The sequence below is a fragment of the Pectobacterium sp. CFBP8739 genome (assembly GCF_013449375.1).
GTDB lineage: Bacteria > Pseudomonadota > Gammaproteobacteria > Enterobacterales > Enterobacteriaceae > Pectobacterium.
Genome location: NZ_JACDRR010000007.1, coordinates 48801 through 65015, shown reverse-complemented (window position 1 = coordinate 65015; position 16215 = coordinate 48801). Strand labels below are relative to the sequence as shown.

15 protein-coding genes are annotated in these 16215 nt (G+C 52.8%); 4 read left to right on the top strand and 11 right to left on the bottom strand.

Annotated features, from left to right (window positions below; translation table 11 throughout):
• Positions 1–11: 11 nt before the first annotated feature.
• The 3 genes from xseA (at position 12) to H0247_RS06270 (ending at position 3019) form a co-directional block, all read left to right on the top strand.
• On the top strand, positions 12–1406 hold the full coding sequence (gene xseA / locus H0247_RS06280) for an exodeoxyribonuclease VII large subunit (protein ID WP_180741778.1): 1395 nt from the start codon (positions 12–14) through the stop codon (positions 1404–1406).
• A 228-nt stretch (positions 1407–1634) separates the two neighbouring features.
• Positions 1635–2678 (top strand): M4 family metallopeptidase, encoded by a 1044-nt coding sequence (locus H0247_RS06275; RefSeq protein ID WP_180741777.1) that lies wholly within the window; start codon positions 1635–1637, stop codon positions 2676–2678.
• A complete protein-coding gene (locus H0247_RS06270; RefSeq protein WP_180741776.1) occupies positions 2675–3019 on the top strand; it encodes a protealysin inhibitor emfourin in 345 nt (114 codons plus the stop codon). The genes H0247_RS06275 and H0247_RS06270 overlap by 4 nt, the downstream gene beginning before the upstream one ends.
• 8 nt (positions 3020–3027) lie before the next feature.
• Here H0247_RS06270 and H0247_RS06265 read toward each other — a convergent pair whose 3' ends face one another.
• The 11 genes from H0247_RS06265 to ndk all read right to left on the bottom strand — a co-directional run bounded on the left by H0247_RS06265 (position 3028) and on the right by ndk (position 14264).
• Positions 3028–3252, bottom strand: a complete 225-nt coding sequence (locus tag H0247_RS06265) for a zinc ribbon domain-containing protein (RefSeq protein ID WP_180741775.1) — start codon at positions 3250–3252, stop codon at positions 3028–3030.
• Between the two features lie 42 nt (positions 3253–3294).
• Entirely contained in the window at positions 3295–4254 is a 960-nt protein-coding gene (locus tag H0247_RS06260; protein WP_180741774.1) for an AEC family transporter, read from the bottom strand.
• Positions 4255–4341: 87 nt separating this feature from the next.
• Entirely contained in the window at positions 4342–5829 is a 1488-nt protein-coding gene (gene der / locus H0247_RS06255) for a ribosome biogenesis GTPase Der (protein WP_180741773.1), read from the bottom strand.
• A gap of 142 nt (positions 5830–5971) precedes the next feature.
• The gene (gene bamB / locus H0247_RS06250) at positions 5972–7153 is read right to left on the bottom strand and encodes an outer membrane protein assembly factor BamB (protein WP_180741772.1); all 1182 of its coding nucleotides are present in this window, start codon (positions 7151–7153) and stop codon (positions 5972–5974) included.
• Positions 7154–7163: 10 nt separating this feature from the next.
• Positions 7164–7784, bottom strand: a complete 621-nt coding sequence (locus H0247_RS06245) for a YfgM family protein (RefSeq protein ID WP_180741771.1) — start codon at positions 7782–7784, stop codon at positions 7164–7166.
• A gap of 13 nt (positions 7785–7797) precedes the next feature.
• A complete protein-coding gene (gene hisS / locus H0247_RS06240; protein WP_180741770.1) occupies positions 7798–9072 on the bottom strand; it encodes a histidine--tRNA ligase in 1275 nt (424 codons plus the stop codon).
• A 137-nt stretch (positions 9073–9209) separates the two neighbouring features.
• Positions 9210–10331, bottom strand: coding sequence for a flavodoxin-dependent (E)-4-hydroxy-3-methylbut-2-enyl-diphosphate synthase (gene ispG, locus H0247_RS06235; RefSeq protein WP_180741769.1), 1122 nt, complete (start codon positions 10329–10331; stop codon positions 9210–9212).
• Between the two features lie 40 nt (positions 10332–10371).
• Complete coding sequence (rodZ, locus tag H0247_RS06230; protein ID WP_180741768.1) at positions 10372–11373, bottom strand: cytoskeleton protein RodZ; 1002 nt, start codon at positions 11371–11373, stop codon at positions 10372–10374.
• Complete coding sequence (pilW, locus tag H0247_RS06225; protein WP_180741767.1) at positions 11363–12160, bottom strand: type IV pilus biogenesis/stability protein PilW; 798 nt, start codon at positions 12158–12160, stop codon at positions 11363–11365. The genes rodZ and pilW overlap by 11 nt, the downstream gene beginning before the upstream one ends.
• A gap of 189 nt (positions 12161–12349) precedes the next feature.
• The gene (locus H0247_RS06220) at positions 12350–13594 is read right to left on the bottom strand and encodes a bifunctional tRNA (adenosine(37)-C2)-methyltransferase TrmG/ribosomal RNA large subunit methyltransferase RlmN (RefSeq protein WP_219606654.1); all 1245 of its coding nucleotides are present in this window, start codon (positions 13592–13594) and stop codon (positions 12350–12352) included.
• 241 nt (positions 13595–13835) lie between these two features.
• A complete protein-coding gene (ndk, locus tag H0247_RS06215; RefSeq protein WP_015841195.1) occupies positions 13836–14264 on the bottom strand; it encodes a nucleoside-diphosphate kinase in 429 nt (142 codons plus the stop codon).
• Between the two features lie 357 nt (positions 14265–14621).
• Between ndk and H0247_RS06210 the strand changes: the two genes are divergently transcribed.
• Entirely contained in the window at positions 14622–16202 is a 1581-nt protein-coding gene (locus H0247_RS06210; RefSeq protein WP_180741766.1) for a PTS transporter subunit EIIC, read from the top strand.
• Positions 16203–16215 lie beyond the last annotated feature (13 nt).

Sequence of the window (16215 nt, the reverse complement as noted above, 5' to 3'; positions counted from 1 at the left end):
TCTGGCTCACAATGTCTCAATTTCCCTCCTCTGCAATTTTTACCGTTAGCCGACTGAATCAGACGGTTAGACAACTGTTGGAAATGGAAATGGGCCAGATTTGGCTCTCCGGCGAAATATCCAACCTCTCTCAGCCCTCATCCGGCCACTGGTATTTCACGCTGAAAGACGAGCGTGCGCAGGTGCGCTGCGCGATGTTCCGCACCAGCAACCGTAGAGTGACGTTCCGTCCGCAAAACGGCCAACAGGTACTGATTCGCGCCACCATTACGCTGTATGAACCGCGTGGCGACTATCAGTTGCTGGCGGAAAGTATGCAGCCTGCTGGTGACGGTCTGTTGCAGCAGCAGTTTGAACAGCTCAAGCAGAAACTCGCTGCCGAAGGATTGTTCGACCAGCAATTTAAACAAGTGCTTCCCTCTCCCGCCAGACAGGTCGGCGTGATTACGTCCGCCAGCGGTGCCGCACTGCACGATATCTTGCAGGTATTGCAGCGCCGCGATCCGTCGCTGCCGGTGATCGTGTATCCCACCTCGGTGCAAGGTGCGGACGCACCGCTACAGATTGTTCGCGCTATTGAACTGGCTAACCAGAGAGAGGAGTGTGACGTGTTAATCGTCGGGCGTGGCGGCGGTTCACTGGAAGATCTGTGGAGCTTTAATGACGAGCGGGTCGCCCGCGCCATTTTCGCCAGCCACATTCCTATCGTCAGCGCCGTCGGCCATGAAACCGATGTCACCATCGCCGATTTCGTCGGTGACCTGCGCGCACCCACACCGTCCGCTGCTGCCGAGTTAGTGAGTCGTAACCAACTGGAGCTAGTGCGCCAGATACAGTCCCAGCGCCAGCGTCTGGAAATGGCGATGGATTATTACCTTGCCCAGCGCAACCGAGATTTCACTCGTCTGCACCACCGTTTACAACAACAGCATCCACAACTGCGGCTGGCACGTCAGCAGGCACAGTTGGTCAAACTGCGCCAGCGTCTGGATGACGCCATGCAGCAGCAGCTACGGAAGACGTCACGCCGGAGTGAACGCTTACAACAGCGCCTGATGCAACAGCAGCCGCAAACCCGCATTCATCGTGCGCAGCAGCGTTTACAGCAGTTGAGCTATCAGATGCAAAGTGCAGTAGAACGTCAGTTGAATCAGAACAAGCAAAAGCTAGGCATCGCCTGTTCGCGACTGGAAGGCGTTAGCCCGCTGGCGACACTGGCGCGTGGCTATAACGTCACCACCGCCTCGGATGGTAAAGTGCTGAAAAACGTCGCGCAAATTTCCCCCGGCGAAACGCTGAAAACCCGTTTGCAGGACGGTTGGATAGAAAGTCAGGTTACGACGTTGGTGCCGAACCCAAGTTCTGTGAAAAAGCGGCGAAAACCCTCATCCCCGACGCCAAAATAACGCAATCGGCATAAAATACGCGAATGGGAATTTGTCCGAAAACAACGGCAATCTCCCCTCCCTGCCCCCAGTATCTGGACTATACTCATTTCCAGTTTACTCATTCATATTAACCGTTTTCACTATGCGGATTCCGGACTTTGCGTGGCGACGCAGGTGAGATAAAAGACAGTAAAGATTGTTGGTCGTCTGTGTTACCCCTGATGAGCGTTTTCAAGGAGATGAGGTATGAAGTCCAGACCGATTTGTAGCGTGATCCCCCCTTACATTTTGCATCGCATTATTGCAAACGGCACAGACGAGCAGCGCCACTGCGCGCAACAAACGCTGATGCACGTTCAGTCATTAATGGTTAGCCATAACCCGCGCCCAGAACCTCATGATACGTTACCCGCAGGGCAGGCAAATCGCAACATCCACGATGCCGAACAGCAACAGCAGTTGCCCGGCAAGCTGGTGCGTGCGGAAGGCCAGCCCAGCAACGGTGATATCGCCGTCGATGAGGCCTATAACTATCTGGGCGTTACTTACGATTTCTTCTGGAAAATTTTCCAACGTAACTCACTGGACGCCGAAGGGCTGCCACTGACTGGCACGGTGCATTATGGTCACGATTATCAGAACGCCTTCTGGAATGGGCAACAGATGGTATTCGGCGATGGTGACGGAAAAATCTTTAATCGCTTCACGATTGCGCTTGATGTCGTCGCGCATGAACTCACTCACGGCATTACCGAAAACGAGGCTGGGTTGATTTATTTCCGCCAGTCAGGCGCGTTAAATGAATCCCTGTCCGATGTCTTTGGCACTATGGTCAAACAGTATCATTTGGGGCAAACCGCTGAGCAAGCCGACTGGCTTATCGGCGCCGAACTACTGGCGGACGGTATTCACGGTATGGGGCTGCGATCGATGTCACATCCAGGCACAGCGTATGATGATGAACTGTTAGGTATCGATCCCCAACCCTATCATATGAACGAATATGTGAACACACGCGAAGATAACGGCGGCGTACACCTGAATTCCGGCATTCCCAATCGTGCATTCTATCTGACGGCCATCGCGCTGGGCGGGCATTCCTGGGAAAAAGCCGGCCGCATCTGGTACGACACGCTGTGCGATAAGTCACTGCCGCAAAATGCGGACTTCGAGATTTTTGCACGCCATACCATTCAGCATGCCGCTAAGCGTTTTAACCACACCGTTGCCGACATCGTCATGCAGTCGTGGGAAACCGTGGGCGTGGAGGTTCGTCAGGAGTTCTTATGAAGACGCTGCCGGAGCTCAACGAGGACGCCATCATTGAGTTGGCGCGTGAAGGGGGATTCGCCTTTATCCCCAAGCTGGCGGGGCCGCGACGCTTCGCACTCGCCAGCGTGACATCATCCGAGCGGGAACGCATTTGTAACGCGATCCGTAATGCCTTTCCTCAGGCTCGCCCCCCCGGAGAACCAGACGGCCCGGGGCGCGGTGACCAGTTCTATTACCGCATCCGCATCAGCTACCGTCACCCGCAGCAGAATCAGTATACCGATGTTATTCTGCTGATCTCAGAAGACCGTGCGCCGCCGGAACTGACTGAGCTGTGGCGTAACGGCGCACAAGCGTAGCAATAGGCTCAATCGGCAGGTGTATAGCTGAATACAACCCGCCGTTTGGAAATCATCCCGTGCTGCTGGCAGAAGTAATCCACCGCACCACAAGCTTTCAGTTCCTGAAGCAAGTGCTTACATTCAGGGCACGCAGCCTCACGCAGATAACGCTGTTGGCACGCTTCACATCGGAATGAACCATCAGGCTGCCACAACATCACGTGGTGGCAATCAGGACAATGTGCATCCATCTTTTCTCCTCCATTGAGCTATATAACAAGCGGTGTCAGACGTTAAATCACACCGAGGGAACGCAGCACATACAGCCCAATAGCAATCATGAAAAACGCGCCAACCGTCGTCAAGCCAATAATATTGGCTGCCAGCGTGGCGTTTCCGCCCATCGCGCGCGTCATGGCATAGCTACCCGCTGCGGTTGGCGTTGAGGAAAACAGAAAAATAATTCCCAGTTCGACACCGCGAAATCCGACCAGCCATCCGCCCAGCGTGAGCAGCCCCGGCACAACGAATACCTTCGCCACAGAAGACAGCACGGCCACATTCGACGAACGAAACATACTGCGCCATTCCAGACTGGCTCCGGCACACAATAACGCCAGCGGCAACGCCATGGAGGAAATAAAGCCACCGGTCTGCTTGATGATGCTCGGCATTGGCAGTTGGCTTTGCCCGTAGGCAGCACCAAGCAGCAGACCAATAATCAGCGGATTGGTCACAATGCCCCGCAGCAGTTGGCTTACCGGAATCTTCTGTTCAGGCGATTGCCGCTGCAAGCTGCGCGTCAACGTAATGACAGACAGTGCGTTAAACATAATCACCGTCACCATCAGATACAGTGAGCCAACAGCAATGCCTTCATCACCGTAAGCACTCATCGCAAAAGCCAGCCCCATTACGCCAGTATTCGAACGGAATCCGCCTTGCACAAAAATGCCGCGTTCCTTCGGGTCTTTGACGAGCTTCACCGCCGCGATTTCCAGCAGCAGGAATGTCGCCAGCGTACCTACCGTGCCATACACCACCAGCGGCCACTGTTCCGAAAACGACTGGTGATTACCTGCAACACTAAAAAACAGCAGACAGGGAAGAGAAAGATTGAATACAACCCGCATTGCCGTATCACAAAACGCATCATTCAGCAGATTGAGTTTGCGTAACGCAATACCGATCAACAACATCAGCACATTAGGCATCGTGACGTTGAATGCAAAACTCCAGGTTTCCCAGGACATGACTTTCCTTGATGATTATTGGTGTTGTTAACCAGGCTTCGTCTCTGACAAAACGGGGCGAATATCGCTATTCGCCCCATTAATACATTACTTACCTTTTTTAATATGTGACATCAAACGCTTACGCTTGCGTAGCTGATTTGGCGTCAGCGTATTGCGCTTGTCTGCAAAAGGGTTTTCCCCTTCTTTAAACTGGATACGAATCGGCGTGCCCATGACGTCCAGCGAACGACGATAGTAGTTCATCAGATAGCGCTTGTAAGAATCCGGCAGGTCTTTCACCTGATTCCCGTGGATCACCACAATCGGCGGGTTATAACCACCAGCATGCGCATATTTCAGCTTCACGCGACGGCCACGTACCAGCGGCGGCTGGTGATCGTCTGATGCCATTTGCATGATACGGGTCAACATCGCCGTGCTCACGCGACGGGTGGCGCACGCATAGGCTTCAGTGACGGACTCAAACAGGTTGCCCACACCGCTGCCATGTAGCGCGGAAATGAAGTGAATACGGGCAAAATCGATAAAGCCGAGACGTAAATCCAGCGTCTCTTTCACCTGCTCACGCACTTCCTGTGACAGGCCATCCCACTTGTTCACCACGATCACCAGTGAGCGTCCACTATTGAGGATAAAGCCCAGCAGTGAGAGATCCTGATCGGAAATACCTTCACGCGCGTCGATGACCAGCAGTACCACGTTGGCATCTTCAATCGCCTGCAACGTCTTGATAACGGAGAATTTCTCTACCGTATCCGTTACTTTACCGCGCTTACGCACACCCGCGGTATCAATCAGAATGTATTCGCGCTCGTCGCGCACCATCGGAATGTAGATACTGTCGCGCGTCGTACCCGGCATATCGTATACGACCACGCGTTCTTCACCCAGAATACGGTTAGTCAGCGTAGATTTCCCCACATTCGGGCGCCCGACAATCGCCAACTTGATCGGCAAATCTTCAGGATTGAAATCGTCTTCGGCTTCTTCTTCGCTGGCCTGCTCGTCCGCTTCTAACGCAGCCCAGTAAGCCGCGTTCTCTTCCTCTTCAGTCAATTCGACCGGCTCTTCGATTTCATCCTGTACAAACGGCAGCAGAACTGTTTCCAGCAATGAGGTCACACCACGACCGTGAGATGCGGCGATAGGGTACACTTCGCCCATACCGAGCGAGTAAAAATCTGCCGTGACCATATCCGGGTCAAGACCGTCGGTTTTGTTCGCCACCAGCACCGTCGTTTTTTCACGGCTACGCAAGTGTTTGGCAATACCTTCATCCGCAGGCATCAATCCTGCGCGGGCATCCACCATGAACAGCACGATATCCGCTTCTTCAATCGCCACCAGCGATTGACCGGCCATACGCGTTTCCACACCGTCTTCGGTACCGTCGATCCCACCGGTATCAACGATAATAAACTCATGCCCTTCCACTTCTGCACGACCATACTTGCGGTCACGAGTCAGCCCAGGGAAATCCGCCACCAATGCATCACGAGTACGCGTTAAGCGGTTAAATAGCGTGGATTTCCCCACATTCGGGCGCCCGACCAGCGCGACGACAGGTATCATTGTTACAACCTCATTACTTATATTTCAATACGTTACAGCGAAATACTCGCTGACGATAAAAAGACGAAACGGCCCCTGATAATGTCAGGAGCCGTTATACGAGCACACCCAAAACGCAGTGCTCCAAATTGATACGAGTTACTCAGCGAGTGAACGCGTAGACATCACCGTTTTTCGCCTGAATCAGCAGCTTGTCGCTGGCAACCACAGGCTTGCCGAGGAAGCCAGAGCTATCCACTTTTTGCTGCGCCACGAAACGACCATCCGCCGTATTCAGCCAGTGCAGATACCCTTCGGCATCGCCCACCACCAGATAGCCGTTATACAGCACTGGGGCCGTTAAGTTACGGTGCAGCAAATCGCTTTGACGCCACAGGCTCACGCCACCATTAGTGTTCAATGCAACAACGCGATCGTCCTGATCGACCAGATAGATGCGGTCGCCGTCGATGATAAAATCATGCACTGAGCCCAGTTCACGCTTCCACAGAATCTGACCGGAACGCAGATCCAGCGCGGTCATGTTGCCATTGTAACCCAACGCGTAAACCACTTCGCCCGCGACAACCGGCGTCGTATCGACATCGTTCAGACGATCGATTTCGGTCGCACCACTCGGCTGTGAAATACGCTGTTGCCAAATGAGCTGGCCCTGATTGATCATCACGGCGTTTACACGACCGTTGTCCCCCCCCACAATCGCCGCACCAAATGCCGTTGTTGGGGCGGATTCGCCGCGCAGAGACAGCGTTGGCATATCTAGGTTGACGCTCCATTTGATGGCGCCATCCGCTTCATTCAATGCCTGCAACATACCGTTGCCAGTGTGAATCAGCACCACACCATCGCTGACGACAGGGCGAGACAGCGCTTCACCTGCCACTTTCGTCTGCCATACTGGCGTACCATCTTCTGCATTCAGCGCATAGACCTGCGCCTTTTCACTACCGACATAGACATGATTGCCAGAAACCGTTACGCCGCCAGACAGCAGCGCTGGGTTATTGCGGGAGAAGAAGTTAGTCTTCTCCGACAGGTCGGCACGCCAAATTTCTTTGCCGTCATTCAGATCCATCGCTTTCACCGTGCCACGACGATCGGCGGCAAAAACGCGGTTATCCTGCCATGCGGGGTGAAGATTGGAATAAAATTCACCAATACCACTCCCTACCGAGCTGTTCCACACCTTGGTTGGCGTGAACTGGTTTTCCACCTGCGGCAGTGGAGACATAGTGACGACATCTTCTTCGCTGTTAAACAACGAGCATCCGCTCAGCAGGGCAACAGAAACCAGTCCTACCAAAAGTGTTTTACGCAATTGCATGGAATTCCTCTTAGCTGGACAGGTTATTCAGTTTCATACGCAGTAACGCTTGCTGTGCCTGCGATGGATTGGAAGACAACCCTTTGTTGTAGGCATCACGCGCGGCCTGATTATCCCCTTTGCTCACCAAGATATCGCCACGCACTTCCGCAGCCTGCGATGCCCAGCCTTCCAGCTTGATGGCATCCAGTGTTTTCAGCGCGTCATCCGCTTTGTTTTCCTGTAGCTGAACCCGCGCCAAACGCAGGTTAACCACCGCCAGCAGGTCGGCATCTTTCGTCTGTGACAGCGCCTGTACCAATTGCTGTTCTGCTTTCGCAAAATCTTTCAGATCGACGTAATGACGAGCCAATTCCAGCGAAGCCAGCGCGCCATAAGCGTTTTTATTCTCGGCCGTAAATTTCTCGGTTGCCGCAATCGCGTCGGTTTTGCCTTCGGCCAGTTGCTCCGTCACCTGCTGGTAAGATGCAGACGCAGCCATCACGCTATTATTTTGGTGGTTTTGCCAGAAACGCCAGCCAACCAGTGCGCCAACACCCAGCACAACACCGACCACTAACGCCTTTCCGTTCTCCGCGAGGAAACGACGTAGTGCATCAACCTGTTCATTCTCTGTGGTATAGACTTCCACGGTGTCTCTCTCCTCAATCCAGTAACGTTGCCAGCCGCGATACGACGTCGGCCTGTGCCAATGTATCCTGCTCGCCATTGCTCAGATTTTTAACCACAACCTGACCGACCGCCACTTCATTTTCGCCTAATACCAATGCGACGCGGGCGCCCCATTTATCCGCGCGAGCGAACTGCTTCTTAAAGTTGCCACCGCCGTAGTTGGTCATCAGTTTCAACTGCGGCAGCGCGTCACGTAATTTCTCCGCCAACTGCATGGCGGCAACCTGCGTTCCCGCACCGGAAGAAATCAGATAAACATCCACACTTGGCTGAGCTTTGAAATCTGGGTTCACCGACTGCACCAGCAGAACCAGACGCTCCAGGCCCATCGCAAAACCGACCGCTGGCGTTGCGTGCCCGCCTAATTGTTCCACCATACCATCATAACGCCCACCAGCACAGACCGTGCCCTGCGCGCCCAGACTGGTGGTGACCCATTCAAATACGGTGCGGTTATAGTAATCCAGACCACGAACCAGACGCGGATTAACGGTATATGGGATACCAGACTGCGTTAAAAGTTCACCCAACGCTTCAAAGTGCTCACGCGATTCGTCATCCAGATAATCCGTCAGCACGGGTGCGTCATTCAGCAGCACCTGAATCTGCGGATTTTTCGTATCCAGAACGCGCAATGGGTTGGTGTACATCCGGCGCAGGCAGTCTTCATCCAACTGATCTTTATGCTGTTCGAGGAACGCAACCAGCGCTTCGCGATAGCGCGCACGCGCGGCTAATGAACCGATCGAGTTCAGTTCCAGCTTCACATGATCGGCAATGCCCAACACCCGCCACCAGCGAGCCGTCATCAGGATCAGTTCGGCATCGATATCCGGCCCTTGCAGACCAAACACTTCACAACCCAACTGATGGAACTGGCGATAGCGCCCTTTCTGCGGACGTTCGTAGCGGAACATCGGGCCGACATACCACAGGCGCTGTTCTTGATTATAGAAAATACCGTGTTCAATACCGGCGCGGACGCAGCCTGCGGTATTTTCAGGACGCAATGTCAAGCTATCACCATTGCGATCGTCAAAGGTATACATCTCTTTTTCAACGACATCAGTCACTTCACCGATAGCACGTTTAAACAGCGATGTCTGCTCAACTATCGGGGTACGGATCTCACTATAGCCGTAGCTGCTGAGCACCTGTTTCAGGCTGTTTTCAATACGCTGCCACAATGCCGTTTCGGCTGGCAGGTAATCGTTCATGCCGCGAATGGCTTGAATATTTTTTGCCACGTCAGTTCTCTATGCGTTTTTCAAAAAATAAACCCGATTATAGAGGGATTGTCGTCGCATCTTCAATGCGGGGCATCCCCATCGGGTTCAGGAATCGTGAATTAGGCGGGTGGCGGCATGCCGCCACGCCGTCAGGGTTATTTATCCACCAGATTGACGGTAATACGCTGATTCTCGTCCATCATGGAGGCTTTCGCGCGGATCTTAGCTTCTAACTGATCGATCATCTGCTCGTTATCGAAGCGCTCTCTCTGCCGCACGCCATCTTCATAGAAGCCGCTCTTGTTGTGTCCACCCGTGACACCAATGGTCGACACCAGCGCTTCACCGGGGCCATTTACCACGCAGCCGATAATCGACACATCCATCGGCGTGATGATGTCTTCCAACCGTTGTTCCAGCGCGTTCACCGTCCCGATCACGTCAAACTCCTGACGAGAGCAGGTCGGGCAAGCAATGAAATTGATTCCGCGTGAACGAATGCGCAGTGATTTCAGGATATCGAAGCCAACTTTCACTTCCTCAACAGGATCGGCCGCCAGCGAGATACGCAGTGTGTCGCCAATGCCTTCAGACAGCAACAGTCCGAGGCCGATAGCCGATTTCACCGCGCCGCTACGTGCGCCACCCGCTTCGGTGATACCAAGGTGCAGCGGCTGATCGATACGCGCTGCCAACAGGCGATAAGACTGCACTGCTAGAAAAACGTCAGAAGCTTTGACGCTGACTTTAAACTGATCGAAGTTCAGGCGATCGAGGATATCGACATGGCGCATCGCCGATTCCAACAGCGCTTCCGGCGTTGGTTCACCATATTTTTCCTGCAAATCTTTTTCCAGCGAACCGCCGTTCACACCAATGCGGATCGGGATATTGTTGTAACGCGCACAATCGACAACCGAGCGAATACGCTCTTCGTTACCAATATTACCAGGGTTAATGCGCAGACAGTCGACGCCGTACTCCGCGACTTTCAGCGCGATACGGTAGTCAAAATGGATATCGGCAACGAGCGGAACATTCACCTGCTGTTTAATAAGATTAAAGGCTTCCGCCGCGTCCATCGTTGGCACGGAAACGCGGACAATATCCACCCCCACGCGCTCCAGCGATCTGATTTGATTGACGGTTGCTTCAACGTCGGTGGTTCGGGTGTTGGTCATGGATTGCACCGCGATTGGCGCACCATCACCTACAGGCACCTTGCCGACGTAAATCCGTTTTGATTTTCGACGGGTTATGGGTGCAGCGTTATGCATTACTTCATCTCCAACATTGCAGTCTTACCTGAACAACACGTTATTCTGCAGTCAGCGTCAGGCGCGCAACCTGACTGCTGCGCACAAAGCGGCTTAAATCAACCGGCTTGCCTTGAAATTGAATCTGTACGGCAGCAGGTGCGCCAATTTTAAGTTTATAGGGTGACTGACCATCCAGATTCAGCGTGCCACCATTACGCTGCATGCCGCTGAACAGTTTTTTGCCGCTGGCATCCGTCACTTCCAGCCAGCAATCGGCCGTGAAAGTCATAACCAATGCATGGGAAGCAGAGACCGGATTACTCTCCGCTACCGTACTCGTAGCAGGTGCAACGGCCCCTGCGCCTAACAGCGCACTCCCCGCAGCCTGAGACTGTGTAGCGTTCGCCTGTGAGGAAGATGGGCTGGAAGATCCCGATGACGGCGTCGTTGCGGAAGCAGAAGGCGTTGAAGGTGTCGCCGCGCCAGTCGCAGACAGGTCGACTAGCGTAGAAGTCGGTGCCGCAGCAGAATTCGGTGTCGCCGTTTCCTGCGGAGCGCTGTTATCCATCAGCGGGACGGGCTGCCCTTCCGTTTGCGCCTGCATCGAACTGGCATGATCGACCATGCTGTTGATTTCCGCCTGCTGAGCCTGATGGTTTTGCCACCACCACGCGCCCGTGAGCCCCAGAACAACCAGCACGACCAGCCAAGTGATTGTCATCAACCAGCCATCACGCTTTTTGCGGCTTTTTTTCAGCGAAAAACTCTGCATCGGCGAGACAGAGATCGTTTTAGGTATGGCTTGTCTATTCACAGCGGGAAGTAGTTCATCTTCGGGTAAATGAACCAGCTTGGCATAAGAACGGATATAGCCGCGCAGAAAAGTCGGCGCTAAATCGGCAGGCGTCGTACCGTCTTCAATATCACGAACGGTAGAGATTTTAAGGCACAAACGCTCGGCAATAGTTTGCTGGGTAAATCCAAGACGTTCACGCGCCTCACGCAAACGTTCGCCGGGTAGTTTTGCTTCAGTTGTATCTTGGGTGGCTTCAGTATTCATTAGCTAAGAAGTGCTGGTACTGTTTAGATTGTGGAAAACTTCGCGCCAGCACATTGCCATAACGTTTTTTATCGCCATCATGGCCCGCCAACGCGGCGAAACGAATCTGTAACCATAAACTTTCGGCACTGGCCGGAAGACTATGCTGATAAACATCAAGCAGCAGCCGCGCTTGCTCATTTTTCCCGGCATCAAACTGTCTGTTTGCTTCCGTCAGCAAGGCACTGCCTTTCGTCGGGTCATATTTCAGCGCCCGACTTAATAAATTGCGCGCGTTTTCAGTCTGTCCGGCATGGAGAAAGCAGTATCCCGCATTTTCCAACGCATCAGCAACCTGACTGTAATCAGGAAGTTGTGCAGCCGCACTAAACTGTCGCTGCGCCGCTACATACTGCCCTAAACTACACAGAAACGCACCGTAATTATTCATGACGCTGCCATTTTCCGGCGCCATGTTCAACACATGCTGATAGCGCCGTTCAGCAAGGCGGTTTTCACCTATCCGCTGCTCGTAAAGCGCCATCCCCAATTGTGTTCGGTAATCCTGCGGAGCAATCGCCACCGCCTTTTCAAGATTCTGCCGAGCTGAATCCAAATTACTGTGCGCCAGATACGCCAATCCCAGTTGCAAGCGGGTTTGAGCAATCGTTGGATTTGTCGCTTCCTGAGGCGAATGCACACATCCCGCCAGCAACAGCATCGCGAACAGGCCATTCAGCCAGTGCGCTCCGCGTAATAACGCGATTCTCTGTGATAGAGACCGTCCCTGTGACAGAACCTTTGCCATCCCTGTTCCCTCTCGTTGTCCTTGCCAGACATCCTTTTGTCAGAGAGGTTACCTGAATATGAACAGAGTGGCAGTCAGATCGGGTAACAACGCGGCGCGCCTCGCAATTTGCTCACGTTTGTTCTGCAAATTACCTCAGCGGCAGACAGCGGGTTAGCAATTCTACGCTAACCCGCGCGCCATTCGATGTTAGACTGCTTTCACCGCGATAGGTTCACCGGCCATTTTCTTCTTCAACGTACGTTTAGTTCTGTCCACGACTTCGCCCGCCAACTGACCGCAGGCCGCATCAATGTCATCCCCACGGGTTTTACGTACGATCGTCGTGAAGCCATACTCCATCAGCACCTTGGAGAAACGGTCAACGCGGCTGTTTGAGCTGCGGCCATACGGCGCGCCCGGGAACGGGTTCCACGGAATCAGATTGATCTTGCACGGTGTATCTTTCAAGCATTCAGCCAGTTGATGCGCGTGCTCGGTGCCGTCATTGATATGATCCAACATCACGTACTCAACGGTAACACGTCCCTGATTCGCATTGGATTTTTCCAGATAGCGACGCACCGCGCTCAGGAACATCTCGATATTGTACTTTTTATTGATCGGCATGATTTCATTGCGGATGTCGTCGGTCGGCGCATGCAGAGAAATCGCCAGCGCGACATCAATCATATCGCCCAGTTTATCCAACGCCGGCACCACGCCAGACGTAGACAACGTCACACGACGCTTGGACAGACCGAAACCAAAATCATCCAGCATGATTTCCATCGCTGGCACCACGTTAGTCAGGTTCAGCAATGGTTCGCCCATTCCCATCATCACCACGTTGGTAATGGGACGCTGGCCGGTAACTTTAAAGGCACCAATGATCTTCGCCGCACGCCACACCTGGCCGATAATTTCCGATACGCGCAGGTTACGGTTAAAGCCCTGCTGTGCCGTTGAGCAGAATTTGCACTCCAGCGCACAGCCTACCTGAGACGATACGCACAACGTGGCGCGATCTTCTTCAGGAATATAAACCGTTTCAACGCGCTGACCGCCCACCAGAATCGCCCACTTAATTGTGCCGTCGGAAGAACGTTGTTCATCTACAACTTCAGGCGCGCGAATCTCAGCGACTTCCTGCAATTTGCTGCGGAAGACTTTGTTAATATCCGTCATCTGGTTGAAGTCATCACAGCAGTAGTGATAAATCCATTTCATGACCTGATCGGCGCGGAACGGTTTCTCTCCCATCGACATGAAGAGGTCACGCATTTGCTGGCGGTTAAGATCCAACAGGTTGATTTTTTCCGCACTGGCTTTGACGGATTGAGAGGCATCAACAGACGCCGGAGAGAATTCGGACACGGTTTGCTCGGATAAGGTAGTTGTTGTAGATGCGGTCGTTTCAGGCACGACGGTTTCAGACGCGATTTGCTTAGACATTGTCAATCCTGGCCTCGTTATTACACGTTATGGCGCTAAAAAGAAGGTTGAATTCGATGGTCATGACCAAAGAAACGCCCCGGATAAGTGCAGGCTCATCCGGGGCGCAGCATTGTACAAAGTTTAAAACAGGTAAGCTACCATCACCGCTTTTTTTCTGTGTCATTACTTCGACATTGCACACTGAAGTAACGAAAAAGAAGCAACATCACACGCGCTAACCTGTTTATTCCCCGCAAGATTACGCGCGTGGGCAGATTTCGTCGTCGCTGAAGAAGTACGCGATTTCACGCTGAGCAGATTCAATAGAATCAGAACCGTGTACTGCGTTCGCCGTGAAGCTGTCAGCGTAATCCGCACGCAGCGTGCCCGCCAGTGCATTTGCTGGGTTCGTGGCACCCATGATGTCACGGTTACGTTGAACGGCGTTTTCACCTTCCAGCACCTGCACCATGATTGGGCCAGACATCATGAATTCAACCAAGCCATCAAAGAACGGCTTGCCTTTATGCTCAGCGTAAAAGCCTTCCGCTTGCTCACGGCTCAGGCGCAGCATTTTAGCCGCAACAAGGGTAAAACCCGCGCTTTCAAAGCGTGCATAAATCGAACCAATCGCATTCTTGGCAACCGCGTTAGGTTTTACGATGGAGAAGGTACGTTCTATCGTCATATTGACCTCATTAACTAAACTGTCAGATTGCAGCCGGATTATAAGAATTGTCTACCCGGCTAGTGAAAGTGGCGCAAATTATAGGTGCAGAGACCTTTGTTGCCTACCAAGGAAATAACATTTTATTAAAAAAATATTACCTCTCATTTTCTCTTCATTAACGATTATGCATCGCGCTTTTTCGTTTCCCACCGCCCAGTGCTGAATGTAACAAATCATCGGCGATCACAGTTCTGAAGGTTACTTGTAACGTTATAGGTTATTTGTTTTTAAAACAATAAGATAACTGGAATTTCTTTATCATTCACTGCTAGCCTGCTGCTGTACCCACCATAATGGCCAGTAAGAGGGCTGATAATGAAAAGAGCGGTCAATGCATTGCAAAATTTCGGCAAGTCCTTGTATGGGCCTGTGCTGATACTTCCTATTGTCGGGCTATTCATCGCATTTGGGAACGTGTTTGGTAACGGCAACTTAGCGGGCTATGTCCCTTTACTTAATCACCCTTTAATTCAGGATTTTGGTCAACTGGTTTCCAAATCTGCCGTAGCGATCTTGGCTAATTTGGCGCTGGTATTCGCCGTTGGGATCCCGATTGGATTGGCAAAACGCGATAAGGGCTACGCTGCGCTGATCGGTCTGGTGATGTTCATCATCTTCATTAACGCCATGAATATCACGCTGCAATTACAGGGCAAACTCGTGCCAGCCGCAGAGATGCGCGCTGCTGGGCAAGGCGTGGTGCTGGGCGTTCAGGTGCTGGAGATGGGCGTTTTCGCCGGTATCCTGATCGGCGGATTTGCAGGCTATCTATATAACCGCTATTCCAGCAAACAGTTTAACGGCGTGATGGCGATCTATTCCGGCCACTGCTTCGTCGCCATTCTGGTTATTCCGCTGGCGATTGCGCTGGGCTTTGCGATGAGCGCGCTGTGGCCGTTTGCTCAGCACGGCATTACCTGGCTGGCTTTCGCGATTAAGGGGGCAGGCCCTGTTGGCATCGCCATTTATGGCTTTCTGGAACGCGTGCTGATCCCTACTGGGCTGCATCATCTGGTCTATACCCCATTTCTGTACACCGAACTGGGCGGCACCGCAGAAGTGTGCGGCAAGCTATATCAGGGTGCACGCAACATCTATTTTGCTGAAATGGCCTGCCAGGACGTCAAGCAGTTGAGTTCCACCGTAGTCTGGGACGCACGTGGCATCAGTAAAATGTTTGGTCTGACGGCCGCCGCGTTGGCGATGTACGTCACAGCGAAGCCAGAAAAGCGTCTGGCCGCCAAAGCCATTCTGATTCCGGCCGCTTTTACCTCTTTCTTGCTGGGTGTCACCGAGCCGCTAGAATTCTCCTTCCTGTTCGTCGCGCCCATGCTATTTGCCGTCCACGCCGTACTAACTGGCATAGGCATGATGCTGTTCTCCATCATGGGCGTACATGCCATTGGTGCCAACGGCGTCATCGACTTTCTGCTTTATAACCTGCCGCTGGGCATCGAGAAATCTAACTGGCCGATGTACATCGCGGTTGGGCTGACTATGTCGGTGATTTACTTCTTCGTCTTCCGCTTCCTGATTCTGTATTTCGATATGCCAACACCCGGACGTGAAACCGATGAGGAAGAGACGCGCCTGTACTCTAAAAACGAATATCAGGCGAAAGCCGAGAGCCAGGTAAAAACGAAAGATACGGTGAAAAGTGATGCTCCACCTATCGGTGCCACCATCATCGCTGGGCTGGGCGGTAAACCGAATATCGAGGTAGTGGATAACTGTTACACCCGCTTACGGGTCACGCTGATCGACCCAACGCTGGTAGACGAGCAACAACTTAAGAGCACCGGTGCGAAAGCCGTTATCCGGCAGGGTAACAACGTACAGGTGGTTTACGGACTTCACGTCAAAACGATACGCGAAGCAGTTGAAAACGCGCTTTAACAGGAGACTGACC